Origin of the sequence: Phaeobacter inhibens DSM 16374, assembly GCF_000473105.1 — a bacterium.
Lineage (GTDB): Bacteria > Pseudomonadota > Alphaproteobacteria > Rhodobacterales > Rhodobacteraceae > Phaeobacter > Phaeobacter inhibens.
Genome location: NZ_KI421498.1, coordinates 2,782,433 through 2,806,696 on the forward strand (window position 1 = coordinate 2,782,433; position 24,264 = coordinate 2,806,696).

Consider the following 24,264-nt stretch of genomic DNA (forward strand, 5'->3'; position numbering starts at 1 on the left):
TGGCCCCTTGAATTCGAGGGTGCCTGCGCAAATATGTAAGGCTGTTTGCAACAGTTGTGCATAATTACTTGCGGATGCGTCCATCTGCGCGCCTATGACCGCTGGACGAAAGCCCTTCTCCCCGCTAGATACCCGCGATGAGTCACTGCGTTCTTTGCGCAGTGAATGCGCATGTTTGCCCTAAACGGGCGCTGGAATTGGAGAAAACCTCGTGTCCCACGCAGAAGACAACGAAGGAACCCGGAGAGATTTCCTCTACTACGCCACTGCCGGCGCCGGGGCAGTGACTGCGGGTGCCGCAATTTGGCCCCTGGTCAACCAGATGAACCCCTCGGCTGACGTTCAGGCTCTGTCCTCGATCATCGTGGATGTGAGCGGCGTGGAAGTCGGGACTCAGCTCTCGGTTATGTTCCTTGGCAAGCCGGTGTTCATTCGCCGCCGTACCGAGGAAGAAATCGAAGAAGCCCGTGCTGTCGATCTGGCGGAACTGCCTGATCAGCAGGACCGCAATGCGAACAAACCTGGTCTGGACGCATCCGATGAAAACCGCACCCTGGATGACGCTGGCGAATGGCTGGTGATGATGGGTGTGTGTACCCACCTCGGTTGCGTGCCGCTGGGTGACGGTGCAGGCGATTTCAACGGCTGGTTCTGCCCCTGCCATGGTTCGCACTACGACACTGCCGGTCGTATCCGCAAAGGCCCCGCACCCGAGAACCTGCCGGTTCCGGCCGCGGAGTTCATCGACGAAACCACCATCCAACTGGGATAAGGGAGGCACATATGTCCGGCATTCCGCACGATCATTACGAGCCGAAAACCGGTGGCGAGAAGTGGCTTCACAGCCGTCTGCCCATCGTCGGCCTGATCTACGACACCATCATGATCCCCACGCCCAAGAACCTGAACTGGTTGTGGATTTGGGGCATTGTCCTGGCCTTCTGTCTGGCCATGCAAATTGTCACCGGTATCATTCTGGTGATGCATTACACCCCGCATGTGGATCTGGCGTTTTCCTCCGTTGAGCACATCATGCGCAACGTGAACGGCGGCTTTATGATCCGCTACCTGCACGCCAATGGCGCGTCGCTGTTCTTCATCGCGGTCTATATCCACATCTTCCGTGGTCTCTATTATGGCTCCTACAAGGCGCCGCGCGAGATCACGTGGATCATCGGTATGCTGATCTATCTGATGATGATGGGCACCGCATTCATGGGCTATGTTCTGCCCTGGGGTCAGATGTCCTTCTGGGGCGCGACCGTGATCACCGGCCTGTTTGGCGCGATCCCGTTCATCGGCGAGCCGATCCAGACCCTGCTTCTGGGTGGTCCGGCCGTGGACAATGCCACGCTGAACCGCTTCTTCTCGCTGCACTACCTGCTGCCGTTTGTGATTGCCGGTCTCGTGATCGTCCACATCTGGGCGTTCCACACCACGGGCAACAACAACCCGACCGGTGTTGAGGTGCGTCGTGGCTCCAAGGAAGAAGCTAATAAAGACACGCTGCCGTTCTGGCCTTATTTCGTGATCAAGGATTTCCTTGGTCTGGCGGTCGTGCTGGTGATCTTCTGGGCCATCGTCGGCTTTATGCCGAACTACCTGGGGCATCCGGACAACTACATCGAGGCCAACCCGCTGCAGACCCCTGCGCATATCGTTCCGGAGTGGTACTTCCTGCCGTTCTACGCGATCCTGCGGGCCTTCACCTCTGAAGTCTGGGTTGTGCAAATTGCGTCCTTCGTCACCGGTGGTATCGTGGATGCCAAGTTCTTTGGTGTTCTGGCGATGTTTGGTGCGATTGCAGTGATGGCGCTGGCGCCCTGGCTGGACACCAGCCGCGTGCGCTCCGGTCGTTTCCGCCCGCAGTTCAAATGGTGGTTCCTCTTGCTGGTCATCGACTTCTTCGCCCTGATGTGGCTGGGTGCGATGCCTGCGGAAGAACCCTATGCGTCGATCTCCCTGGTCGCTTCGGCTTATTGGTTCGGCTACTTCCTGGTTATTCTGCCCCTGCTGGGCGTGATCGAGAAGCCGCTGGCCATTCCGGAGACCATCGAAGCCGATTTTGATGCCCATTATGGCAAGAAATCTGGCGCTGACGCCACGCCGGCTGAGTAATTGAGAAGGACAGCAACCATGTTGAAAAAACTTGCAACCGGTGCCGCCTTCGCTCTGGCGCTCGTTCCTGCCGCATCTTTTGCGGCAGGCGGAGCAGGCCATGTCGAAGACTACGACTTCTCTTTTGAAGGCCCGTTCGGCACCTATGACACCAACCAGCTGCAGCGCGGCTTGCAGATCTACACCGAGGTCTGCGCGGCCTGCCACGGTCTGAAACAGGTGCCGCTGCGCACGCTGGCAGACGAGGGCGGACCGAACCTGCCTGCGGATCAGGTCCGTGCCTATGCGGCTGATAACTTCAGTGTTTATGATCCGGAACTGGATGAGGACCGCCCGGCGAAGCCGACGGATCACTTCCCGGAGAACAACAACGCTGGTGCTCCTGACCTGTCGCTGATGGCGAAGGCGCGCGCAGGCTTCCACGGGCCCTATGGTCTGGGTCTGAACCAGATGTTCAAAGGCATGGGTGGCGCCGAATATATCGCCTCTCTGCTGGCGGGCTACACTGGTGAAACCAAGGAAGAAGCGGGCACCACTTTCTATGAGAACACCGCCTTCCCGGGTGGCTGGATCTCCATGGCGCCGCCGATTTCGGATGAGCAGGTCGAATTCATCGATGGCGCGCCGACCGATGTGGAAAGCCTGTCTCAGGACGTCGCGGCTTTCCTGATGTGGACCGCAGAGCCGAAGATGATGGCACGCAAGCAGGCTGGTTTTGTCGGCGTGCTGTTCCTGACGCTGCTGTCGGTGCTGCTGTATCTGACCAACAAGCGCCTCTGGGCGCCGCATAAAGGCAAGAAAACCAGCTAAGCCGGTTATGTCTTCAAGAACAATAAACCCCCGCACGGTCCTGCCCTGCGGGGGTTTATTTTTTGATCCTCAAGATGGGGCGCTGCCCCTCTGCCCTGCGGGCATTCACCCCGGAGTATTTTGGGAAAGATGACGGGGCAGGGCGCGCTGAGGCTGCTGTCAGGCGAAGAAGCGGGAGCGGGGTCTTGGGGTCTCGAGATGCGTGAAGAGCGTTCGGGCCATATCTGCGGCCGGGGGGCTGCCATCAAATTCCAGGTCATATCGGAGCCCATCATGGACATGCGCCGCATCTCGTGCGGCGCTGCCTGCTGGTCTGTTGCCTCGGACCCTCTCGCGCTGATTGAGCGTCGCGAGCGGCGGGCGCAACCCGATGAAGACAATATCATGGTGGCTCAGCAGGGCCTGTAGCTCAGCGTGCCAGCCGGGGGTGTCGAGGATATGTTCGATGATCAGGTCGTTCCCGGCCTCGGCAAAGCCGGCAATCATGCGGTGGAAGCCGGCGAAGAACGCCGGACGCGCTGCGTGCCAATCGGGATAATCCGCAGGCCGCCAGGCACCACTGTCGCGCAGGTGATCAATGGAAAGATGCAGGAAAGGCCGCGAAGCCTGATCCCGCAATGCGGTTGCAAGCGTGGATTTGCCGCTGCTGGAGGCGCCATGGAGGAAGAGGATGAGAGCCATTGATGTGTCTGTCTCCCGGCCGATAGGCACCCACTGCGCGAGGTCAGGCTGTGAGCTGTGTGCCCGTGATCCCGGTTGGTGTGGCGGTCACGATCTGCCCTTCGATCTGAGGGGCGGCAAAGGTGACTTCGGTGAATTGTTCGGTTCGGCCCATGTGCGGATTTTCCATCAAAATCTGATGAGCTTTACCCACTGCCGCGGTCAGATGCGTCTGAACCTGGGCGTCACCCGCGGCGCGCAGGCGGGCGGCGCGTTCCTTGATCAGAGGGCCGTTGACCTGGCTGGGGATCCGGGCTGCGGGCGTGCCCTCACGCTTTGAGTAGGGGAAGACATGCAGCCAGGTAAGATCGCAGTCGCTGACCAGCTTCAGCGAATTCTCGAAATGGGCATCGGTTTCGGTCGGAAAGCCTGCGATGATATCGGCGCCGAAGGTCATCTCCGGGCGAAGTTTGCGGGCCTCCTCGCAGAAGCGGATCGCATCATCGCGGAGGTGGCGTCGGGCCATGCGTTTCAGTATGAGATCATCGCCGTGCTGTAGAGACAGGTGCAGATGTGGCATCAGACGGGGTTCTGTTGCGATCGCCTGCATCAGGTTGTCATCTACCTCAATCGAATCGATCGAGGAAATCCGCAGGCGTGGCAGATCCGGCACCAGCTTCAGGATGCGCATCACCAGATCGCCAAGCTGTGGCGTGGCGGGCAGGTCTGCGCCCCAAGAGGTGAGGTCGACGCCGGTCAACACCACCTCATTATAGCCCCGGTCCACCAGCCGCTTGATCTGGTCCACCACCACGCCCGCCGGAACAGAGCGTGAGTTGCCGCGACCATAGGGGATGATGCAGAAAGTGCAGCGGTGGTCACAGCCATTCTGTACCTGCACATAGGCGCGCGAGCGGGTGCCGAAGCCATCAATCAGATGGCCAGCGGTTTCCGTCACCGACATGATGTCGTCGACTTGCACCTTTTCAGTGGTGCCGATGAAATCAGGTCCCTTGGCGATCTGCTGCCAGGTTTGGGCCTGCATTTTCTCGGTATTGCCGATGACCTGCGTGACCTCATCCATGGCGGCAAAGGTCTCGGGCTCGGTCTGGGCGGCGCATCCGGTGACGATGATCGGCGCCTCGGGGTTTTCGCGGCGCAGCTTGCGAATCTCCTGCCGGGCTTTGCGCACCGCCTCTGCCGTGACAGCGCAGGTGTTCACCACGACCGCATTCTGAAGCCCGGCCTGCTGGCTGAGCTCCTTCATGGCCTCGGTCTCATAGGCGTTCAGCCGACAGCCGAGTGTTGTGAACTTGGGGGCGTTGGTCACTTGGAGAGGCTTTCGAGGAATTGGCGGGTGAAGTGGCCGTCGGCCACATGCATGGTGGGTCCGGTCATCCAGACGCCATCCTCGCGCCAGTCGATCCAGAGCGTGCCGCCGTCCAGATCAATCTGCACCTTGCGGCCCGTCAACCCGCGGCGCGCTGCGGCCACTGCGGTGGCGCAGGAGGAGGAGCCGGAGGCCAGCGTAATGCCGACACCGCGTTCCCAGACCCGCATCCGCAGATGATCCGGTGCAACCACATGGGCCACCTGCACATTGGTGCGTTCGGGGTACAGCGGGTGATGTTCGTAGCGGGCGCCAAACTCCGCGAGAGGAATCACCTCTGCATTGTCGACAAAGAAGGTGCAGTGTGGATTGCCCATGCCGGTGGCGGTGGGTGCGCCCTCGATCGGCAGTTCCAGCGTATCGACATCTTCGGCCAGAGGAATATCCTGCCAGTCGAGCTGCGGCTCGCCCATGTTGACAGATGTGAGCCCGTTCCCCGCGTCCTCAGCCAGGAGGAGACCACGGTCGGTGGTCAGGCGCAGATGGGTCTTGCCGCTTTCATCCAGCAGGTGGCGCGCAATACAGCGGGTGGCATTGCCACAGGCGGCGGAGGTTGATCCATCGGCGTTGTAGAACGTCAGATGCGCGTCCTCGTCGCCCTTCGTGATGACCGTCAACTGATCAAAACCGATCCCCATCTGACGATGGGCGATTCCCTCAGCCATGGCCGGGGTGATGTCCCAAGTTTGATCGCGCGCGTCCACCACAACGAAATCGTTGCCGAGGCCATGCATTTTCATAAAGGGCAAGCGGGTGTCTGATCCTATGGTCATTTCGGGCATATAGACCTCCGCCGAAGATGAATCCAGCCTTGTGGCAAGAAACTTGAAAAAAGGGGTTGACCGTCTCAGCCCTTACCCCTAGATACGCCGCCTATCGGGACAGCATGACTGACACGGTCGCGCCGCTCCGAAGCAAATTAAGTGCTTGATCCTTCTGGGTTATGTCCTTAAAGAGCGACCAAGGAACGACAGATTGTTCCGACGAAGAAGTGGGCCGTTAGCTCAGTTGGTAGAGCAACTGACTTTTAATCAGTGGGTCGCAGGTTCGAATCCTGCACGGCTCACCACTTCCTCTCTTTCCACTGAAAATACAGCACAAGCTAGCGCATGATTCCGGTCCTGAGTGGGGCTGTATGGCCTGTTTTTGCGATAAGCTTCCGTCACCGCGATTGGTTGCGCGGGATTTCTGACGTGGAGTGCACACTGAAACCCTGCGGTGGGGACTCGCGCTGGACGGGGCGCATTGCTAGGGTGCGGTATCTTATCTCTGACGGCTTGCGGCGGTTTTGCGGGGCTGTTGATGGGCCGATTTGATCGCCTCTTTATCCGAAGGATTCTCCATGTCGAAAGTGCTGTTTGATCTGCCGCCGGTGCCGGCGATTCCTGTTGAGGGGCGGGATGAGAGCTGGCCGATTGGTCGTATCTTCTGTGTGGGCCGGAACTATGCAGCCCACGCGGCGGAGATGGGGGTCGAGGTCGATCGGGAACAGCCGTTTTATTTCACAAAGTCAGCCTGTCATGCCGTGCTGAGTGGTGCCGAGGTGCCCTATCCGCAGGGGACGGAAAATTTTCACCACGAGATGGAGCTTGTGGTGGCGATTTCTGCGCCTTTGCAGGATGCGACAGTGGCGCAGGCGCGGGCGGCGATTTGGGGCTACGGCTGCGCGCTGGATATGACGCGGCGGGACCTGCAACTGCGCGAGCGGCAGAAGCAACGCCCGTGGAGCCTGGGAAAGGATCTGGAGAATGGCAGTGTCTTTGCGCCGCTGCGCGCGGCGGAGGACTGGGGCGCACCGGGGGATCAGCGGATCTGGCTGAGGGTCAACGATGAGATTCGCCAGGACGCCTCGCTTGCGGAGCTGATCTGGTCGGTTGAGGACATACTTTGCCATCTGTCACGGTATTATCACCTGCGGCCCGGGGATCTGGTGATGACAGGAACCCCGGCTGGCGTCGGACCTGTTGTGGCGGGAGATGATATCGAAGGCGGGATTGACGGGTTGATGCCAGTGCGGCTGGCGCTGCGCTGAGGGATCTACGCGCGATATACAGGCGTTATGGTGAGTTTCACATCGCTATACACCTATAACGTGAATTAAGTAACCGAATTACCGCTTGTTTAGATTATCCTGTAACGTATTTTTCTTTCAACACGCTGCGCGCCCTGCGCAGGATCGCGAAATCATGTGGCGGAAATGCATAATCATCGGTTGATGGTTACAAATGCACCTAATAGCTGGTGAAGCAAGGGGGCGCTATCGTGACGGTCCGGGGCGGAATGGCCTCGTTTGCACAGTGTCGCAGGGCATGGGCGTTTGTTGCATCGGCGGGGTCCGATGGCGATAAATGGAATAAACAAAGGTCAGAGGGAGGAAACACATGACCACTCGGAGAAAGCTACTTGGCGCGGCGGGGGCCGTTGCACTCATGGCGATGGGGGCGACGTCTGCCATGGCGCAGGAGGTGACGCTGAAGCTGCACCAGTTTCTGCCGGCGCAGGCGAATGTGCCCAAGTTGATTCTGGATGTCTGGGCCGACAAGGTTGAGGCCTCTTCCGATGGCCGCATCAAGATTGACCGCTATCCGTCGATGCAGCTGGGGGGCAAGCCGCCAGAGCTGATGGATCAGGCCATTGATGGTGTTGCAGATATCGTCTGGACCGTGGTGGGCTATACGCCCGGCCGCTATCCGTCGACCGAGGTGTTCGAACTGCCGTTCATGATGACCAATGCGCGCGCAGCCTCGCACGCCTATTGGGAGATGTTCGACGAACATATGAAGGACACCGAGTTCAAGGACGTGAAAATCCTGGGCACATGGGTCCATGGTCCGGGTATCATCCACACCACTGATCCAGTGGAATCCCCCGACGACCTGCGCGGTATGAAGATCCGTGGCGGTGGCCGTTCGGTGAATGGTCTGCTGACCGAGCTGGGCGCAACCCCGGTTGGTATGCCGGTGCCTGCCATCCCCGAGGCGCTGTCCAAAGGCGTGATCGACGGGACTACCATCCCGTGGGAAGTCACCACCGCGCTGAAAGTACCGGAACTGGTTGAGAACCACACCGAATTCACCGGTCGTGCGCTTTATACGCTGACCTTTGTTCTGGCGATGAACAAGGAGAAGTACGAAAGCCTGCCTGACGATCTGAAGAAGGCTGTCGATGAGAACTCCGGTCTGGAATTCTCGGTCTTTGCCGGTGGGACCATGGCGGATGCCGACACTCCCGCGCGGGAATTTGCGCTGGATGAAGGCAACAATGTCATCACTCTGGACGAGGAGCAGACCGCGATCTGGCGTGAGGCGTCCCAGCCGATCTACAAGCAGTGGCTGGATGATATGAAGGCCAAAGGGGTCGATGGTGACGCGCTGCTGGAGCAGGCGACTTATCTGATCGACAAATACACTGCTCAGTACGACAACTGAGCCAAGACCGGTGGACCTGCGGCTGCGTTTATCCGCAGGTCCACCCCCCACCTGAAAGGGTAGGCTTTCCATGCACAAGCTGATGATGGGACTGGCCAGATCCATGGCCATGGCGGGCGGCGTTGTGCTGTCTCTGCTGATCCTGCTGACATGTCTGTCGATTGCCGGACGTCTGTTGAACGGGGGGTTGCACGGCGCCCTGATGCAGAGCATCGCGCCGGATCTGGCCGAGTGGCTGATCGCGATCGGCGTCGGGCCGATCAACGGGGATTTTGAGATTGTCGAGGCCGGTGTCGCCTTTGCGATCTTTGCCTTTCTGCCGCTCTGTCAGATTACCGCAGGCCATGCGTCGGTTGATATTGTGACCAACAGCTTTCCGAGGGGGGCCAAGCGGTTCCTGCGGATGGTGACGGAGATCATTTTCGCCGCAGTCTTGGTGCTGATTGCGGTTCGGCTCGGGGCCGGTGCGCTGAGCAAGCTTCAGAACGGCGAGACGTCCTTCCTGCTCGAGTTTCCTGTCTGGTGGGCCTATGCCGCCAGCCTTGTCGCGGCCAGCGTGGCCGCAGTGGTGGGCATCTATATGGCCACCATACGCACGATTGAATTCATGACTGGCCGCATCCTTGTCTGGGACGGCGTGGAGGGCGAACAGTGACTGCGCTTGAAATCGGGATTGCCTCTTTTCCCGTCCTGATGATGCTGATTTTCCTGCGGGTTCCGATTGGCCTGTCGATGTTTCTGGTTGGCCTGGTCGGGCTGATCATCGTGACCGATGGCACTCAGGTTGCCTTTGGCCGAATGAAGAGCGAGACCTATTCGACCTTCTCCTCCTATTCACTGACCATCGTGCCGATGTTCTTGTTGATGGGGCATTTTGCGACACTGGGGGGCATGTCGACTGCCTTGTTCAAGGCGGCCGAGGGCTTCCTTGGCCATAAGAAGGGCGGTGTTGCCATGGCGGCTATCGGCGCCTGTGCGGGCTTTGGCGCGATTTGCGGCTCGTCCCTCGCGACGGCGGCGACAATGGGGCGGGTGGCGCTGCCGGAGCTACGCAACTACGGCTATGCCGGTGGCTTCTCTACCGCGACGCTGGCGGCGGGCGGCACCCTTGGTATTCTGATCCCGCCCTCTGTGGTGCTGGTGATCTACGCGATCCTGACCGAACAGAACATTGCCAAACTGTTCTTGGCGGCCTTCATCCCCGGTATTCTGGCGGCCATCGGTTATGTGATTGCAATCTCTATCTACGTTCGCGTCTTTCCCGGAAGTGCTGGTACCCGCCCGCCCGTGCCATGGGGCGAACGGTTTGCGGCGTTGTTTCACGTCTGGCCGGTTCTTCTGGTCTTTGGACTGGTGGTTGGTGGGATCTATCTCGGTTGGTTCACCCCGACCGAAGGCGCGGCCGTTGGCGCGTTGGGGACTGGGCTGATTGCCTGGCTGAACGGTGGGCTTAATCGCGAGACCCTGACTGACAGTTTCATGGTCACGGCGCGTTCGACCGCGATGATCTTTTTCATCGTGTTGGGGGCCGGGTTTTACAACGGGTTCCTCGCCCTCACCAAGGTGCCGCAGGAGCTGGCTGATTTCGTGGTCTCACAAGGGTTGAGCCCTTGGATGGTGCTGATGCTGATCTTGGCGTTCTATCTGGTGTTTGGCTGCCTGATGGACAGCCTGTCGATGATCCTGCTGACCATCCCGATCTTTTACCCTGTCATTTCGGCGATGGATTTTGGTCTGGTGAACCTGCCCGCCATGCAGGCCGAGGCCGCGATGGAGGTGTTGAAGGCAGGTGTGCCACAGGGGATGGGGGCGGACATGCTTGCCTCGATCCAGGAGGCGATTGCCACCGGCACCGAACTGACCCGCGAGCAGATGAAAGAACTGGGCATTCGCGTGAGCAAGGGCATGGCGAACCGTTTGGAGACCGAATACGTCGCCATCTGGTTTGGCATTCTGGTTCTGATCGTGGTCGAGGTTGGTCTGATCACCCCGCCGGTGGGGATGAACCTGTTTGTGATCAACGCGATGGATCGCACCACACGGATGGTGGACACCTATAAGGCGGTGATGTTCTTTGTCGCCTCCGACCTGATCCGCGTTGTGATCCTAGTGGCTTTTCCGATCATCACACTGCTGCCGCTGATGTTGATGCGCTGACGGCGCGGTTCACTCTTGCGGCCATCCGTTTGACCATCGTGTCTGACGGGTGGCCGTTGCCGTTTCCAATCCTGTTTTCCCAAGTTCGAGGCCCAGAATGACCGACAGCCAGACGTCCGATTTTATCCATGAGATCCGTGTGGGCTGGGGTGACTGCGACCCGGCGCGTATCGCCTATACCGGTCATTTGCCGGGTTTCGCGCTGCAGGCCATTGATGCCTGGTGGGAACATCAGCTGGATGGCGACGGCTGGTATCAGATGGAACTGGATCGTGGCACCGGCACGCCCTTTGTGCATATGAGCATCGATTTCCGCTCCCCCGTTACGCCACGCCATCGGCTGGCCTGTTCGGTCTGGCCCGTTGCATTGGGGCAGAAATCCGTGACCTTCCGGGTGGAGGCGCGGCAGGACGGCACGCTTTGTTTTGAGGGCAAATTCGTCTGTGTCTTTATTGAGCCGAGCGATTTCAGCGCCAAGCCTGCGCCTGCTGATTACCGTGCGGTGATTGAGCCGTTGCTGCGGCCTGATCTCGTATAAAGCGCACTTTCTGGCAGGTTAGAGCTGCAATCACAGTGGTTCACGCTGCCAACCATCTGCAAATGACACCCGCTCCATGTCGGTGAAACGGCGGGTCCGTTCCAGCTCGGCCTCCAGCCGGTTCTGCCGTGCCGGAGACCATTTGACGCCCCGCTCTGGCCAAAGCGCGGTGACATGTAGATCGCCTGCGAGGTCACCCGCCTGACGGTGCGCCTTCATGTCGATACGCCCCACCAGACGGTCGCCTTCCATCAGCGGGAAGACATAATAGCCGTAGCGGCGTTTGGCGGCTGGGGTGAAAACCTCAATCCGGTAGTGAAACCCAAACAGCCCTTCGGCGCGCTTGCGATCCCGCAAGGCCGGATCAAACGGGCTGAGGAGACGCATGCGGCCGGGTGGTGGCGGCAGCGCGGCGGCCTGTTCGACAGCACCGGGGCGGGCAAAGACACGGCGGCTGCGCCCGTCCGCCAGCGTGACATCGACCGGTTCAATCTGCCCATCCGCCAGCGCCCGTTTGCACCACGCGGCGCATTCCGTTGGGGAGGCCGTGGCCCAGAAGGCTGCCAGCTCCCCGGAGGTGGCAAAGCCGAGCCGATCGAGCGCCGCGTTGCAGAGCCAGTCCAGTGTTTCTTCTGGTTTGGGGGAGCCTTGCACGGAGAGGTGACGAGCGTCGATGACCCGTTCGCTCAGATCATAGCGTTTCTGAAAGCCGCTGCGCCCCACAACCGCCAGCGCGCCGGACCGCCAGAGGTATTCCAACGCGGTTTTTGACGGGTGCCAGTCCCACCAGCCGCCGGTGCCCTTTTTCTCGTCCTTTCCCACGTCAGAGGAGCTGACCGCGCCATGGTCGCGAATATGGTCCAGAACATGCTGAAACTTGGCCTCGTAACCGTCGCGGTGCCAGTTGCGGTACCTCTGGCGCAGAACCTCGGCGTCGCGTCGAAACCGCAGGTGCCAGTGCGGGTAGAATTCCATTGGCAGGACCGCGGCGTCATGGGTCCAATGTTCGAACAGGCTGCGATCCTGTTCATAAAGCCGTTTCAGCGCCGCAGGCCGATAGCTGGGCCTGCGCGAAAACAGGATCATGTCATGGGCGCGGGCGACGGTATTGATGCTGTCCAGCTGCACAAAGCCCAATCGGGTGATCAGCTCCAGCAGTGCATCACCCTTGGCCGACCCGCTGGGTTGCTCCAACAGTGCGTGCCGATCCATGAACAGGCGCCGCGCGGCCCGGTTGTCCAGCCGCGCAATCGCCATCAGCGCCGTTTGAGCGTGTCACCAAAGGTGATCGTGGGCGTCAGGGTCACGTGCTTTTCGATCTCGGCATCCGGATTGTCGAGTTGGGCGGCAATGATCTCTGCCGCCTTGCGCCCGATTTCCAGACGACAGGCATCCATCGTGGCCAACTGCCGTGGCAGCCCCTGCAACAGTTCGACCCCGTTGAAGCCGGCAAGTCCGATCTGACCGGGAATGTCGATCTTCTGATCCATCAGATAGAGCATGCCACCGGCGCCGATCATGTCGTTGGAATAGTAAAGGAAATCCAGCTCGGGGGAGCGTTCGAGCATTTCCTGTGTCATCTCACGGCCCTTGGCGAGGGCAGATCCGCCAGAGTAGAAAGCGCGATCCATGATCTCCACGCCTTCCTTGGCGAGGGCCTCGGTGAAGCCCTCAAAACGTTTGCGCGCGCGGTGGTCCAGCGGCATCTTGGTGCCCATGAAGCCGATATTGCGGTAACCCGCCTTCAGGATCGCCTTGGCCATTTCTCGGCCTGCGCGACGGTGTGAAATGCCGACCATCGCATCCACCGGCTTGCCGTCGGTGTCCATTACCTCAACCACAGGAATACCCGACGCATTGAGCATGGCGCGCGCGGCCTCAGTGTGTTCAAGGCCTGCGATGATGACGCCAGAGGGCCGCCAGGAGAGCATCTCGTAGAGGACTTTTTCCTCTTTTTCCGGCTGATAGTCGGTGACGCCCACGACCGGCTGCAGATCGGTGTTTTCAAGCACGGAGTTGATGCCGGTCAGCACCTCGGGAAACACCATGTTGGAGAGCGACGGAATGATGACCGCCACCAGGTTCACCCGGTTCGACGCCAGCGCGCCGGCAATCTTGTTGGGGACATAGCCCAGTTCCTTTGCCGCGCTCAGCACCTTCTGGCGGGTCTTTTCCGACACATCGCCCCGGTTGCGCAATACGCGACTGACGGTCATTTCTGACACCCCGGTGGCTTCGGATACGTCACGAAGGGTGAGCGGGCGCTTGTTGTCCGTTGTCACGTCGATGGCCTCACATTGTTGTTCCCGTTAGGTTAGCGCAGACAGCGCAGGCTGCACAATGGGGACAGCCGCCGCGAAATCCAATTCCTCAGGATTGTCTTGCCATGACGGGTTTGCTATCGCGTAAACAGGCTGGCCTGGATTAGGCCCCGTGGCTCAACTGGATAGAGCAGCCCCCTCCTAAGGGGCAGGTTGCAGGTTCGAATCCTGCCGGGGTCGCCATAAATTTCAAAGGATTATGGTTGAATTTAACCTTGAAGTTTGTCGTTCCGGAACGAAACTCGGAACGAAACCCCGTGATTTCACACTGCGAAGCGGCCTGACCGATCGAGCTTGGGATCGACCGCGAAATGCGCGTGGTCCTTGCAGAAGGGTCAATTAGCTTTGATTGGGGAGGGCGTGGACGGCCTGACGGCAAGCCCTCACCCTCCGCAATAACGAGGCCTCAATCATCATCCAAGAAATCACTCAAGGCAGCAATTTTCTTAGCCAGCTTCTTGAGGCCATCTTTGTCGAGCAGGGCGGAGACGTAGACCGTATCGCGTCGAATGCGCCTTCCCGTTCCAGATATCGGTAGGTTTCGGTGTAGCTTTTCACGATGGGCTTGATTGCGCGATTCTGGAAATTTTCGCGCACAAGCCACGAAGTCAGAGCAGGTTCAGAAGGAGGGGAGCCAGGAAAACGATCCTAGATCTCGTTAAAAATATCCGGACCCCTGCCTGCTGTGAGGAGGGCAGACTCTCTGCCTTCATCGGAGTCTGGTTGAATGATATGCATGGCGACTTGAGTGACTCTTGTTTGTCCGACCCTGATTTTACAATAATTATAATGCTTTAAAGTGGCCAAGACCTTGTCGGATGCACCGCTGAGGCTGCTATAACCGACATGCTTCGCTGCCGTTTCACGATCAATGATGTTTCTGCGGTCAGCCTCAAAAATATCTGAAATCATCACCAGTGCCTTCTCAAGCGGGAAGTTGGGGTAGGCAGGGCTTCTGGGCCTGGCCATTTTAAGATCCTTTGACCTGCACCACCATGCATACACCCCCACCCAAGGGTGTCAGGCCTTCCTACACGGTCAGAATCAAAGGCAAATAGTTTCACAAAACGGCAGGGGGTGCCCGCCTACACGCGCTCGGGCGACAGCTGAACTGACGTCATTGGCATCGCACAGATCACCTTGCAGACCAGCCAGGTTTTTTCCCAGAAAGCTCGAAATCGGTATGCCTATTGGTGTCGTCTTGTGGCGCCTGTTTGATCCTGGGGCCACCCGTATTACGTCAGCCATATGAAACATTTGGGACCTATATACTTAACTAGCCGTATAGCAATCGCGGCTTAGTATGTTTATGTTACCCACAGGAGCGCGAAATGTCAGCACAAGTTGTAGCAGATGATATTCTAAAGATTGCAAAGAGGCGGGGCATGTCCCTGACCCCTATGCAGTTGATGAAGCTCGTCTACATCTCTTACGGTTGGTACCTCGCGATGCACAACGACAAGCTGTTCAATGACCGCATTGAGGCTTGGAAGTATGGGCCTGTCATCCCCAATCTGTATCAAGCGACTAAGCGGTTCGGCAGAGACGAAATCCCCACAGACTTGGTTGCCGATGGGCCAATCAGTAACCCGAGCATGGAAGCATTTTACGATAGCATTGTAGAGAACTATGGAAAATACTCCGGGATTGCCCTTTCAAATCTAACACATAGGCAGGGCACCCCTTGGCAGAGGGTTTTCCAGACCAATGTCATGAGTACTGAAATACCGGATGAATACATTCGAGACCACTATCAGCAGGGATTAGATGCAAGACGCGCCACCCCCACCCCCGCCTGAATGGGCCGAGGGCCATGAGTGGGAGCAAGACGCTGTTGCTAAAGCTGAAAAGTCGAAGTGGCCAGATCAGGAATCCTTGCAAGGTACGAAGGATGAAAACACCCTTCGCTTGTTGCGGCATTCGGGGAAAATTGCTGTTTGTATGATGTGGTTTTTCGCGCTGGTCTTTGTGTCCAGCATGGGTGTTTGGCTCTTTCACTTCCTGACGCCATGGGGGTGGCTAACCGATCTGCAACTATCGAAAATTCAGACAGTCGTTTTCTCCGGCAGTCTTGGTGCCCTCGTATCGGCATTCGCCCAAAAACACATTTCACAGTAGATTAACCCTCAATCAAAATGTCGTCGTATTCTCCAGCCGCCAGTGCTTCCTCGTCATATTCTATGCCCATAGCCTCAATTTTCTTGCGCTTCTTGAAGAGCGCCAACTCAGCGCGTGCGTGTTTCTTAGCCGTTTCAGCATTAAAGTTTCGCCACCCGTCAAACACTGGGTAATCGTTCACCTCCAGCAAACGGTCTAGCTTGTTGTGCAGCGACGCCATTGTCATAGGCGTGCCGCGCAGCGCGGACGCTTCCGCATAGAGCAGGAATTGCTCTGACAGCAAATGAAGCCGATACAGTTCATCATCATTGAGGTAATTCTTACCAACGACGACCTCGGACGCCTTTGGCTGTTTTCCGGCAAATGTTTGAACCCCCATGTTTTCGTCGCGATGGTCAGCCCGATCCAAGATGATCTTTGCCCCAGTTTGCCCTGTAACTGCGTGGTGGAACTTGTCCTGCAAGAGTGCATAAAAGGTTTTAACTTCTTGGGACGACGGCTCGTAATCAGACGCGCTAACCTTGAAGCACTCGCGTACCTTAGCGTAAATCTGCGTTTCTTCCGAGCGAAGCGCGCGTAGTTTTGCAGCAAGCGCATTTAGCTTTTCAGGCGACTCACGTAGGGCGCGATCATTGAGGACATAGCCCTCTTCGATGAACGCCTTGATGGTCTGTGTAGCCCACTGGCGAAAGCGTGTCGCCTTAGTGGAGTTCACGCGATACCCGACCGAGATAATGGCATCGAGGCTATGGACCGTTACAGGCTTCTTTGAGCCATCAATACCAACTTTCTTTGTATTGTTATTTTCATCAAGCTCACCATCTCGCCAAACGTTGCCCAGATGGTATGATATCGTTTGCTGTGTCGTCTCAAACAATTCTGCCATTTGGGCCTGTGTAGCCCAGATGCTTTCAGTTTCGGTATCAAGTCGAAAATCCACGGGGTCGGATTCACCCTGAATCGAGTATTGAACGACTTCGAAATTATCGCCGGATAGCACCTCTACAGGCGCTGCCTTGGTAACCTTCGGTGCGATAGCCGCAACCACCTCGTCAAAGGTTCCGCGAATAGGTTCTATAATGTCGGGCTTCTTAGCCATTAATCAGTTCCCTGTATGTCAGGCGCTTCGCGTCCATCCGGTCAATTGTCATGTTGATGAAGTTCATGGTGCCCGCTTTGGCGGTGTTGTGGCGGAATGAGAACTCATTCACGTAGCGGTGCAGGTGGTCTGTGCTCATGTAGTGATAAACGCCAATGTAGCCCCGCTTAAGCAGTGACCAGAAACTTTCAATGCCGTTTGTGTGGGCCATGTTGCGAACGTACTCGCCAGCAGAGTGACGTACTGTCTTATGGTCAAAGCCATGCTTGGGAAGGCTGCGATATGATTTGAATTCATCTGTGACGACCGTTGCACCCTCTGGGGCGTTGTCTTTGATGAAACCCACGAGCGTTGTGCCATCGGTACACTCGACAGGCATAGCGCGCACTTCGCCATGTTGGTCACGAATGCCTACAACTGCGGTTTTGCCAACCGCGCCACGGCCTGCACGCAACTTCTTGTCCGCGTGCTTGTTCTTCTCTTTGCCACCAACATAGGTTTCATCAACCTGAGTGTGATCGCCCATGTCGCCGTTACCTTTGCCGCTCATCCATGTCTCGCGGATGCGCTGAGCAAGGAACCATGCGGTTTTCTGAGTAACGCCCAATTCGCGGGCCATCTGAGTGCTAGGGATACCCTTGCGGGCGCTGGTGAGCATGTAGATGGCAAGCAGCCACTTGAGCAGGGGAAGGCGGCTCTCAGCCAGTACAGTGCCAGTACGAACGCTGAAATGCTTGCGACAGTCTTTGCAGCGATAAGGCATGGGCTTGTGATCTTTGCACTCGGCCACGCTGACCGAACCGCAGTGACCACAAACGGGCTCATCACCCCAACGGCGGGCTTCAAAGAACTTGCGGGCCGCTTCCTCATCAGGGAACTTGGCAAAGAATTCGAAAGTCGAAAGTGTCTCTGGCTGATCTTGCGGCATGGGCGTTGCTCCTTACAACACCCTTGTAACCTAACTAGCCAAAGTACGCAATAGATTTATGGCTAGTTAAGTATATAGGCCCCAAACATTTGATGATTTTGGGTATTCTGCTTCTTTGTGCGTGTGGTCGGAGCGTGCCAGATGAAGCACGTATCGTTGTGGCCGGAGACTCTATCATGGCCTGGAACCGCAGCGGCGGTGACTCGGTCGCAGATGGGTTGGAAAGGCGTCTCAGGGAGCCTGTGGGAGATGTCTCGCTGTCATTTGCACGGCTTATCGGGGGGGGAGGAGCTTTGAACATCCCCTCTCAGCTGAACGGCGTTGTGGCGGATTGGGTGGTGCTGAATGGCGGAGCCAATGACCTGAGCGGCAGCGGGTGTGGCTGTAGGGTTTGCGACAGCGTGCTTGACCGGCTGATCTCTGAGAGCGGGTCGAGGGGGGCAATTCCTGAGCTGGTTGCGGAGCTACGCCGCCGTGGATCCCGCGTGGTCTGGTTGGACTACTACACCGCTCCGCGATACGCCGGAACAAGCTGCGTTGTGCCATACCGGATATTGAAGGAGCGTCTGGATCGCATGGCGGCAGCAGATCAGGGGGTGATTGTTTTGGATTTGGATTCGGTGTTCCAATCCGATGATCTGTCCCTCTTTTCCAGGGATCGCGTCCACCCGTCCCGGCAAGGGTCAGGTCGCATTGCCGATTTTGTTGCACCTGTTCTTATTCGTTGACTGCAGTTATCTTTTTCGATGACTGCCTCTGCTCATATGTGAATTCCAAGCTTCGCGGGCACAACCGGGAGAGTGGGGTAGGAAAGCCAAGTACCGAATCATTCAGCACTGTCGCGCCGGACCGTTCAGAACGGACCGGCGTTCGTCATCAATCGCCAGCGCTCAGACCGGAGAGGAAGAAATCTTTGCCGAACTTGGGGTTGTTGGCCAGCCCTTCGACCATGTCCTCGTAGTATTGCCGTTTGATTGTACGGCTTTGGGCTTTCTCAAGTCCATGCCCGGTGAAGGAGGCGATGCGTGCGGTTTCATTGTCTTTCTTGACCCGCAGCGCGCGGGCGACCTTGTCCGGGTAGCGTTTCACCAGTGCGCTGCGCAGGGTCCAGGAGTATTTCGGGGAGAATGGAGAAATCCAGTCAATGAACCACAGGCGGTCGCCGCTGTTCCAGTGATCAGGATCGAGGTTGTTGGGATTGAGGATGTAGGCGGCCTCGGTGTCCTCATCAAGAAGCGCCCAGCTGCAATAGGCAACCGGAAAGCCGTCCTTTTCAACGATGTAATATTGCTGACTGGCGATGGCAGGCAGGATGAACCCTGCCTGCTGGCTGACCGTCCAATCCCGGTGCAGGACGGAATTGGACCACAGCCAGGCAATCTTGCCATAGGTCTGAAAGTTCTGTTGTTGGTCCATGGTCCTGCTTTCCTGCTGTGACGGTCTTGCGGTCGTGACGTCAGACGAAGACAAAGGAAGTCGCTCCCAGCTCATCAATTTCCACGCCAAACAAATCGATCAGGTCGCCGTCTGCGGTTTGGATACGGGTGTGGGTCTCTTCACCATTTGCGCTTTCGATGACCGAGATGTCAAAGCCATCCACCGATCCGCCGAAATCAAACATCAGCTTGTCTTCACCGACAGTGAAGTCAGTGATCCGGTCCATGCCATGGCCCGCGCGGAAGACGAAGGTATCAAACCCGTCTCCCCCGGAAAGCCGGTCGTTACCCGCCCCGCCTTCGAGAAGGTTGCGCCCTGCGGTGCCGTTCAGGTCATCATCGAAATCAGAGCCAATGACGCCTTCGAACCCGGAAATATGATCACCGGCAACATAGTTGGTCGGCGAGGGGATGAACTCCGAGGTCTGCTCAGTCAGTTTGATCCGCACCGCGGTTGAATGGCCCTCGTAGCTCAGCACATCAAAGCCATCGCCGCCGTGCAGCGTATCGGTACCCTCGCCGCCATGGATTGTGTCATCTCCGCCGTACGCGGAAATAACGTCATTGCCATCGCCGCTTTTGAAAAAGTTCGCACCGTCATTACCAACAAAAATATCGGTAAAGCTGGTTCCGACGGCCCCTTCAAAGTTTTCAATGCTCTCACTGGATGGTGTTACGTTGTCGTTCACAATGTCAGCGACCAACGAAGACCAGCCCTTAGCCGGGTTGTCAAAATACAGAACAATGCCATTGGTGGCGCCCTCATAGCTGAGGACATCAAATCCTGCTCCGCCATCCAGATTGTCTGCACCGGCACCCCCGTCGATCAGGTCATTCCCAGCGCCACCTGAAATCGTGTCGGCTCCCCCACTGCCCCTAATGAGGTTCGCGTCCATATCGCCGACCAGTTTGTTCTGGCCCGCGTCTCCGAGCAGGACATTGTAACTGCCGTCTCGGTTGGCAAGCATGTCTTCTAAGGTCGCAAGCCCCTCGGCGGTCAGAACTGCACCGCCGGTCTGGGCATCCCGTGCCTGTCCCAGCGCATCGGCGAATGTGCTGCTGTATGGGCTGTCGCCATTGTCGCGGTGCGTTGCCCAAATGTCGTCCGAATTCCGGAACGCGTGATAATTTGCGCGCAGGGTGCTGAAGGCGTTGTTGGGTGCCGCGGCTGAGGTGCTGTCGAAAGCCCCAAGCGCGCCGTGGCGGAAATTGACATCCGCACCATTGGAGGTGACCACATTGACCCGGAAGGTGCTGGCGCTGTTGCCGTCCTGCAGGATGGTATCAAGGTCCGCCTGCGACAGCCCGTCTTGGGTGGTCCACCCGGCCCAACTGCTGCTGGAGACCTGGTTGCTGGTGCTCAGGCCCGGACGATCAATGAAATAGTCCTGAACGGTGAAAGAGGAGTGCGCACCAAGTGAGATGACCAAGTCGTCGCCATATGAGTTGAACCAGATATCCCCGTCTTCGCGCATATGGATGTTGAGGACGTCACCTTTGATGTCTTCTGCTTCTGGCCCGGTGATCAGGTGGTGACCCTGGCTGCCGCCTCCATGGCTGGCCGGGAAATAGGTGATGTTGTAGACATCCCGGCCTTCGCCTCCGACCAGGATATCATTGCCGCCGTGGATATTGCTGTAGCTGAATTGATCATCCCCGGCACCGCCATAGAGGTAATCATCTTTCCATGACCCCTTGATCGTATCGTTGTGTTCCGTCCCGAGGATTGCAACGGAGTGGTTCCCCGCAACGTCGACGCTGATATCCAGCTCAGTTGTGGTCCCGTCGGCATTCACATTGGTAATGCCGTTGTTGATCGCCTCGCGGTAGTCCGACAGCGAATGAACAATCGTGTCTCCGTCGACGCCTTCCTGTTCCAGCGTGATATGCGCGGCTTCGGTATTCCATACGTTGAGTTGTTTCAGCGCAGTATCGTCAGTGCTGCGCAGGATATTGGTGAGCGAAGCCGCGGTTTTCGCAACCTCTTCATCCCGGTTGTCGGTCACCAGAGGGATCAGGGCTTCGGCCATCTCAGATGCGGTTTGTTCGCGGATCTGGTCAGTTTCCAACTCGTCTACCAAACGTTTGAAGCTCTCGGTACTCAGGCCCAGGGTGTCTCCGTCGCCAGCGCCACCATCAAGATAGAGCTCCTCCTTCTGACCGCTCCAGTAGCTCTCCAGTAGCGCGTGGTCGAGGTTGATCAGATCGTCACCCTCACCGCCGCCAACAACCTGAATGGTCGCGCCGACGTCGATCTGGTCATCACCGCCAAAGCCGAACACCTGTTCAAGCTGGGTCGATGTGTCGAGATACATGTAATCGCCCAGAGACGAGCCATGCAGAATCTCAACGTTGCTAAGGGTGTCTCTGACGGAATGCGCCTCGCTGCGCTCATCCAGCCCAACCTTGCGGAACTGCACAACTTCGGTGCGCTTGCCGTGATTGGTTGTCTGGGAGTCGATGGACTCCTGGTAGTATTTTGAACCGGCTTTGAGGTTCTTATACACATAGGTGGTGCCGTCAGAACTAGAGATCGACAGCCCGCGCGACAGCTCGTCTTCGGACAGCCGTGCATAAGAGGCGGTGTCTTGCCCGCTGCCACCATCAAAAGTGACCTGGCTTTCGTAAGAGAACAGGGTGTCATCGCCGCCGCCCGCATCGATGTCGATCCCGATCTCCATCTTGTTGCCCATGCGATCCTCTGCACTGGACACGACTTTGCTCATGTTGAAACTGGTTTGGTTGGCGCCGTAATCGCGGATATTCCAGCCCGAAAGATCGGTGATCTTGAGCGTTGTCTGATATTCGTTCTTGCCGGTTTCTTCGCGGCTAGTTTCCTCAGTCCCGGCGGAGAACAGTGGCGTCGTGAAGGTCAGGTAGGATTTGGCACCATTGGCGTTGGGCAACTGAATGACGTTGATATTGCTGCCTTCGCTCGGCGTGAGCGCACGGTCGCCAGTCTGCCAGCCATTGTTGGTGAAGGTCTCGACATAGTTCTTGGCGGTCTTGTTCAGCTCGCCGCTGGTTTTGCTGATTGCCGCCAGCTCGACATCGGTAACATCCAGCCCCTGACCCCCTAGCGCAATCACCTGATCAACGTCTTCATCGGCGACCAGATCACTAAAAAAATCGGTGTAGTGGGCTTTGGTCTTTTCCTGTTTTTGATCGAAACTGCCGTCAAAGAACTCCTCTACGGTCTGTGGGTTTCCGTTCTCATCCGTCCTTATCTTTTCGGCGTATTTGTCGGCAATCGCTTCAAGCGCGACCTGTTCAAACGCCCCGACAATCGCGGAAATTGCGCCGCCGATCAGCCCCACCGCAGCCGCGATGGGCGCCCCCACGCCGGTTGCGGCCAGCACGCCCGAGGTCACCCCTGTGACAACATCAAGCCCAGTGGTCACACCGTAAAACGCGGCTTCTGCGTCCTTGGATTCCTGCAACAGATCGCTGAGAAGACCTGAACTGTAGGTGTCGGATTTCTGGATCGCGTCGATCCGGTCCTGTTTCTGGTCGAACTCGGCCCATTTTGCCGGGTTGATGGCTCCGACGACGGACCCGATGGCACCAATCACCGGCACTGCCTTGCCAAGCACATTGGCGGCCTTGCTGCCCGCCTTCACTGCCAGTTCCGCAATGCCGAGCACGTTTTCAACCGTTGCAAAGGCCAGTGCCGTGCCCTGAAGACCGACTTCGGCCTGTACGATCTTGCGGGTCTCATCCGGCAAGTCGGGATCCGCCAGCAGCTTGGCAGTCGGCACAAAGCTCCCAGCGGCGCCGCCAACCAGTGACAGCGCGGCAAAGCCCTTTGCCCCCTTGGCGAATTTGAGGTGCCCTGCGGCCTCAAGAATATCACCGCCCGCCCCCAGCGCGGCCTCACCCAGGAAACCGGCATTTGCGGCATGGCCCTCGGGTGTGTTGTCGGGTTTCACCGCAAAGGCCGAAATTGCCTGTCCGGTGCTCAGCACATTGACGCCCGCCTTCAGCGACGCCGTGCGCACGGTGCTGCTGTATTCCTCAAACCCCTCAGTTTTTTCTTTCAGATTGATGAGATCAAGTGACTCTGCCGAAACCGCTTCCAGTTCGGCCTTCTTGTTGGCGGCAAGGATATCACTGCCGGTGTAGGTCTCGGCAGCATAGGTCTTGTATTCTTCAAGCTTTTCCTGGCGAGAGATCTCCAGCGCGTCGATGCGGGCTTGCAGATACTCTGCGTGGTTTGCGGTGTGTTCGCCAATGTCGCCACCTTTTGAGAAGGTCGCGAGTTTTGTCTGAAGGCTTTCAGCAGCATCCACCACTGCGTTGGTGCGGTAGATTTCCTTGCTGATCTTATCAGCCGCCGCCGCATCGAAATCCGGGTGGTTCGGATCACTCAGCCGGTCGTGTTGCGCCCGCAGGACATCAAGCTCGACATTCAACTTCGAAATGTCGTCGGTGACAGTGCCCTTGATTGAGTTGATGAACTGTTCATTGGTGTTTGCCAGTTCACCTGCGGCGTACTGCTGTTCGACCGCGGCGACGATCTTGCCAACGATTTTCAGGTCTTTGGCGACAAACTCCGCCCATTGGGCTTCCACGTTATTGTCTTCATCCTCGCCGGTCAGATCCTTTCCGGCGATTTTCCCTTTCAGGCTTTTGACCAGATTGTAGTTCCAGTTCGAGTAGTTGGTCGCCTTGCTGATCGACTTGACCTCTGGAATGGCGATCCCGGATTCAAGAAATGTCTGAACCGTATCGCGAAACGAGTCCCGCGCCTCCGGTCCCAGATCCGCAAAGATCGTGTCATATGCAATGACTGAGGTTTCCAGGATGGCGGCTTGTTCTTCGTTCAGCATATAATGCGACCTTTCTGACGGGGGCAGAGTGTGATCCGGTTTCGTCACGGTTGTGCCGTGCACGCAAACGCTGAAAAAAGCGCCGCCGTCATCGTATGTCCAGATCGCAGGGTTGGATAGATCCAGTCCGCGCTAAGTGCGAATAACGCGCGCGTGCTCAAGGGGTTATCAGAAACCTCCAAACTGAAACTAAGTGCGTTCAAGGGCGATGGCCGGGCGTATCAACTTGTTGATCTACAAAGGCAGTTGTCGCAGGTCTCAGCCGTAGTGACGCATTTCTATTATTACATCACATGTTCACAAAATCGGCGAATCGCCCCGGGATGGGGATGTATCGGTTCTCTCACAGGTGTGAATGCTGTGTTTTCGCCAGGCATGCCGACGAGCCGCTAAAGGGCACGCTCAGGTTGAACCCTGACTGGGCGCTTGCGT

20 protein-coding genes and 2 tRNA genes are annotated in these 24,264 nt (G+C 57.6%); 12 read left to right on the top strand and 10 right to left on the bottom strand.

Annotated features, from left to right (window positions below; genetic code table 11):
* Window positions 1-211 precede the first annotated feature (211 nt).
* From petA to INHI_RS0117085, 3 genes are read left to right on the top strand one after another with little or no spacing between them, the layout of a single operon-like run.
* Window positions 212-772 (top strand): ubiquinol-cytochrome c reductase iron-sulfur subunit, encoded by a 561-nt coding sequence (petA, locus tag INHI_RS0117075; RefSeq protein ID WP_014876285.1) that lies wholly within the window; start codon window positions 212-214, stop codon window positions 770-772.
* An 11-nt stretch (window positions 773-783) separates the two neighbouring features.
* Window positions 784-2,118, top strand: coding sequence for a cytochrome b (gene petB, locus INHI_RS0117080; RefSeq protein ID WP_027248394.1), 1,335 nt, complete (start codon window positions 784-786; stop codon window positions 2,116-2,118).
* An 18-nt stretch (window positions 2,119-2,136) separates the two neighbouring features.
* A complete protein-coding gene (locus INHI_RS0117085; protein WP_014876283.1) occupies window positions 2,137-2,928 on the top strand; it encodes a cytochrome c1 in 792 nt (263 codons plus the stop codon).
* A 159-nt stretch (window positions 2,929-3,087) separates the two neighbouring features.
* Here the strand turns inward: INHI_RS0117085 and INHI_RS0117090 are convergent, their stop codons facing one another.
* From INHI_RS0117090 to dapF, 3 genes are read right to left on the bottom strand one after another with little or no spacing between them, the layout of a single operon-like run.
* Complete coding sequence (locus tag INHI_RS0117090; protein ID WP_027248395.1) at window positions 3,088-3,609, bottom strand: chloramphenicol phosphotransferase CPT family protein; 522 nt, start codon at window positions 3,607-3,609, stop codon at window positions 3,088-3,090.
* Between the two features lie 43 nt (window positions 3,610-3,652).
* Window positions 3,653-4,918, bottom strand: coding sequence for a tRNA (N(6)-L-threonylcarbamoyladenosine(37)-C(2))-methylthiotransferase MtaB (mtaB, locus tag INHI_RS0117095; protein ID WP_027248396.1), 1,266 nt, complete (start codon window positions 4,916-4,918; stop codon window positions 3,653-3,655).
* Window positions 4,915-5,760, bottom strand: a complete 846-nt coding sequence (gene dapF / locus INHI_RS0117100; RefSeq protein ID WP_027248397.1) for a diaminopimelate epimerase — start codon at window positions 5,758-5,760, stop codon at window positions 4,915-4,917. The genes mtaB and dapF overlap by 4 nt, the downstream gene beginning before the upstream one ends.
* A 211-nt stretch (window positions 5,761-5,971) precedes the next feature.
* On the opposite strand from dapF, the gene INHI_RS0117105 reads away from it, so the two are divergent.
* From INHI_RS0117105 to INHI_RS0117130, 6 genes are all read left to right on the top strand, one after another.
* Window positions 5,972-6,047, top strand: a tRNA-Lys gene (locus INHI_RS0117105).
* 273 nt (window positions 6,048-6,320) lie between these two features.
* Window positions 6,321-7,010: a fumarylacetoacetate hydrolase family protein gene (locus INHI_RS0117110; RefSeq protein ID WP_027248398.1), complete on the top strand. Its 690-nt coding sequence runs from the start codon at window positions 6,321-6,323 to the stop codon at window positions 7,008-7,010.
* A gap of 349 nt (window positions 7,011-7,359) precedes the next feature.
* Window positions 7,360-8,406: a TRAP transporter substrate-binding protein gene (locus INHI_RS0117115; RefSeq protein WP_014881445.1), complete on the top strand. Its 1,047-nt coding sequence runs from the start codon at window positions 7,360-7,362 to the stop codon at window positions 8,404-8,406.
* 70 nt (window positions 8,407-8,476) lie between these two features.
* Window positions 8,477-9,061, top strand: a complete 585-nt coding sequence (locus INHI_RS0117120; protein ID WP_014881444.1) for a TRAP transporter small permease — start codon at window positions 8,477-8,479, stop codon at window positions 9,059-9,061.
* Window positions 9,058-10,563, top strand: a complete 1,506-nt coding sequence (locus tag INHI_RS0117125) for a TRAP transporter large permease (protein ID WP_014876276.1) — start codon at window positions 9,058-9,060, stop codon at window positions 10,561-10,563. Before INHI_RS0117120 ends, INHI_RS0117125 begins: the two co-directional genes overlap by 4 nt.
* Before the next feature lie 97 nt (window positions 10,564-10,660).
* Window positions 10,661-11,101 (top strand): acyl-CoA thioesterase, encoded by a 441-nt coding sequence (locus INHI_RS0117130; RefSeq protein ID WP_014881443.1) that lies wholly within the window; start codon window positions 10,661-10,663, stop codon window positions 11,099-11,101.
* Between the two features lie 30 nt (window positions 11,102-11,131).
* Here INHI_RS0117130 and INHI_RS0117135 read toward each other — a convergent pair whose 3' ends face one another.
* A complete protein-coding gene (locus tag INHI_RS0117135) occupies window positions 11,132-12,358 on the bottom strand; it encodes a winged helix-turn-helix domain-containing protein (RefSeq protein ID WP_027248399.1) in 1,227 nt (408 codons plus the stop codon).
* On the bottom strand, window positions 12,358-13,383 hold the full coding sequence (locus INHI_RS0117140; RefSeq protein ID WP_014876273.1) for a LacI family DNA-binding transcriptional regulator: 1,026 nt from the start codon (window positions 13,381-13,383) through the stop codon (window positions 12,358-12,360). The genes INHI_RS0117135 and INHI_RS0117140 overlap by 1 nt, the downstream gene beginning before the upstream one ends.
* Before the next feature lie 145 nt (window positions 13,384-13,528).
* Here INHI_RS0117140 and INHI_RS0117145 point away from each other — a divergent pair.
* A tRNA-Arg gene (locus INHI_RS0117145) sits at window positions 13,529-13,605 on the top strand.
* A 465-nt stretch (window positions 13,606-14,070) separates the two neighbouring features.
* On the opposite strand, the gene INHI_RS0117150 is transcribed toward INHI_RS0117145, so the two are convergent.
* Complete coding sequence (locus tag INHI_RS0117150) at window positions 14,071-14,391, bottom strand: hypothetical protein (protein WP_027248400.1); 321 nt, start codon at window positions 14,389-14,391, stop codon at window positions 14,071-14,073.
* 362 nt (window positions 14,392-14,753) lie between these two features.
* Here INHI_RS0117150 and INHI_RS20585 point away from each other — a divergent pair, with 362 nt between their 5' ends.
* The gene (locus tag INHI_RS20585; RefSeq protein WP_036767142.1) at window positions 14,754-15,221 is read left to right on the top strand and encodes a Panacea domain-containing protein; all 468 of its coding nucleotides are present in this window, start codon (window positions 14,754-14,756) and stop codon (window positions 15,219-15,221) included.
* A 320-nt stretch (window positions 15,222-15,541) separates the two neighbouring features.
* Here the strand turns inward: INHI_RS20585 and rhuM are convergent, their stop codons facing one another.
* Together rhuM and INHI_RS0117170 are read right to left on the bottom strand one after the other, a co-directional pair.
* Window positions 15,542-16,639 carry a RhuM family protein gene (gene rhuM / locus INHI_RS20590; RefSeq protein ID WP_051338973.1) on the bottom strand — a complete coding sequence of 366 codons (1,098 nt, stop codon included), beginning with the start codon at window positions 16,637-16,639 and terminating at the stop codon, window positions 15,542-15,544.
* A complete protein-coding gene (locus tag INHI_RS0117170; protein ID WP_027248402.1) occupies window positions 16,632-17,567 on the bottom strand; it encodes an IS1595 family transposase in 936 nt (311 codons plus the stop codon). Before INHI_RS0117170 ends, rhuM begins: the two co-directional genes overlap by 8 nt.
* Window positions 17,568-17,659: 92 nt before the next feature.
* Here INHI_RS0117170 and INHI_RS0117175 point away from each other — a divergent pair, with 92 nt between their 5' ends.
* Window positions 17,660-18,295, top strand: a complete 636-nt coding sequence (locus INHI_RS0117175; protein WP_036767146.1) for an SGNH/GDSL hydrolase family protein — start codon at window positions 17,660-17,662, stop codon at window positions 18,293-18,295.
* Between the two features lie 148 nt (window positions 18,296-18,443).
* Here INHI_RS0117175 and INHI_RS20595 read toward each other — a convergent pair whose 3' ends face one another.
* Together INHI_RS20595 and INHI_RS0117185 are read right to left on the bottom strand one after the other, a co-directional pair.
* Window positions 18,444-18,983, bottom strand: a complete 540-nt coding sequence (locus INHI_RS20595; RefSeq protein ID WP_051338974.1) for a toxin-activating lysine-acyltransferase — start codon at window positions 18,981-18,983, stop codon at window positions 18,444-18,446.
* Between the two features lie 40 nt (window positions 18,984-19,023).
* Window positions 19,024-23,832, bottom strand: coding sequence for a hypothetical protein (locus tag INHI_RS0117185; protein ID WP_027248404.1), 4,809 nt, complete (start codon window positions 23,830-23,832; stop codon window positions 19,024-19,026).
* Window positions 23,833-24,264 lie beyond the last annotated feature (432 nt).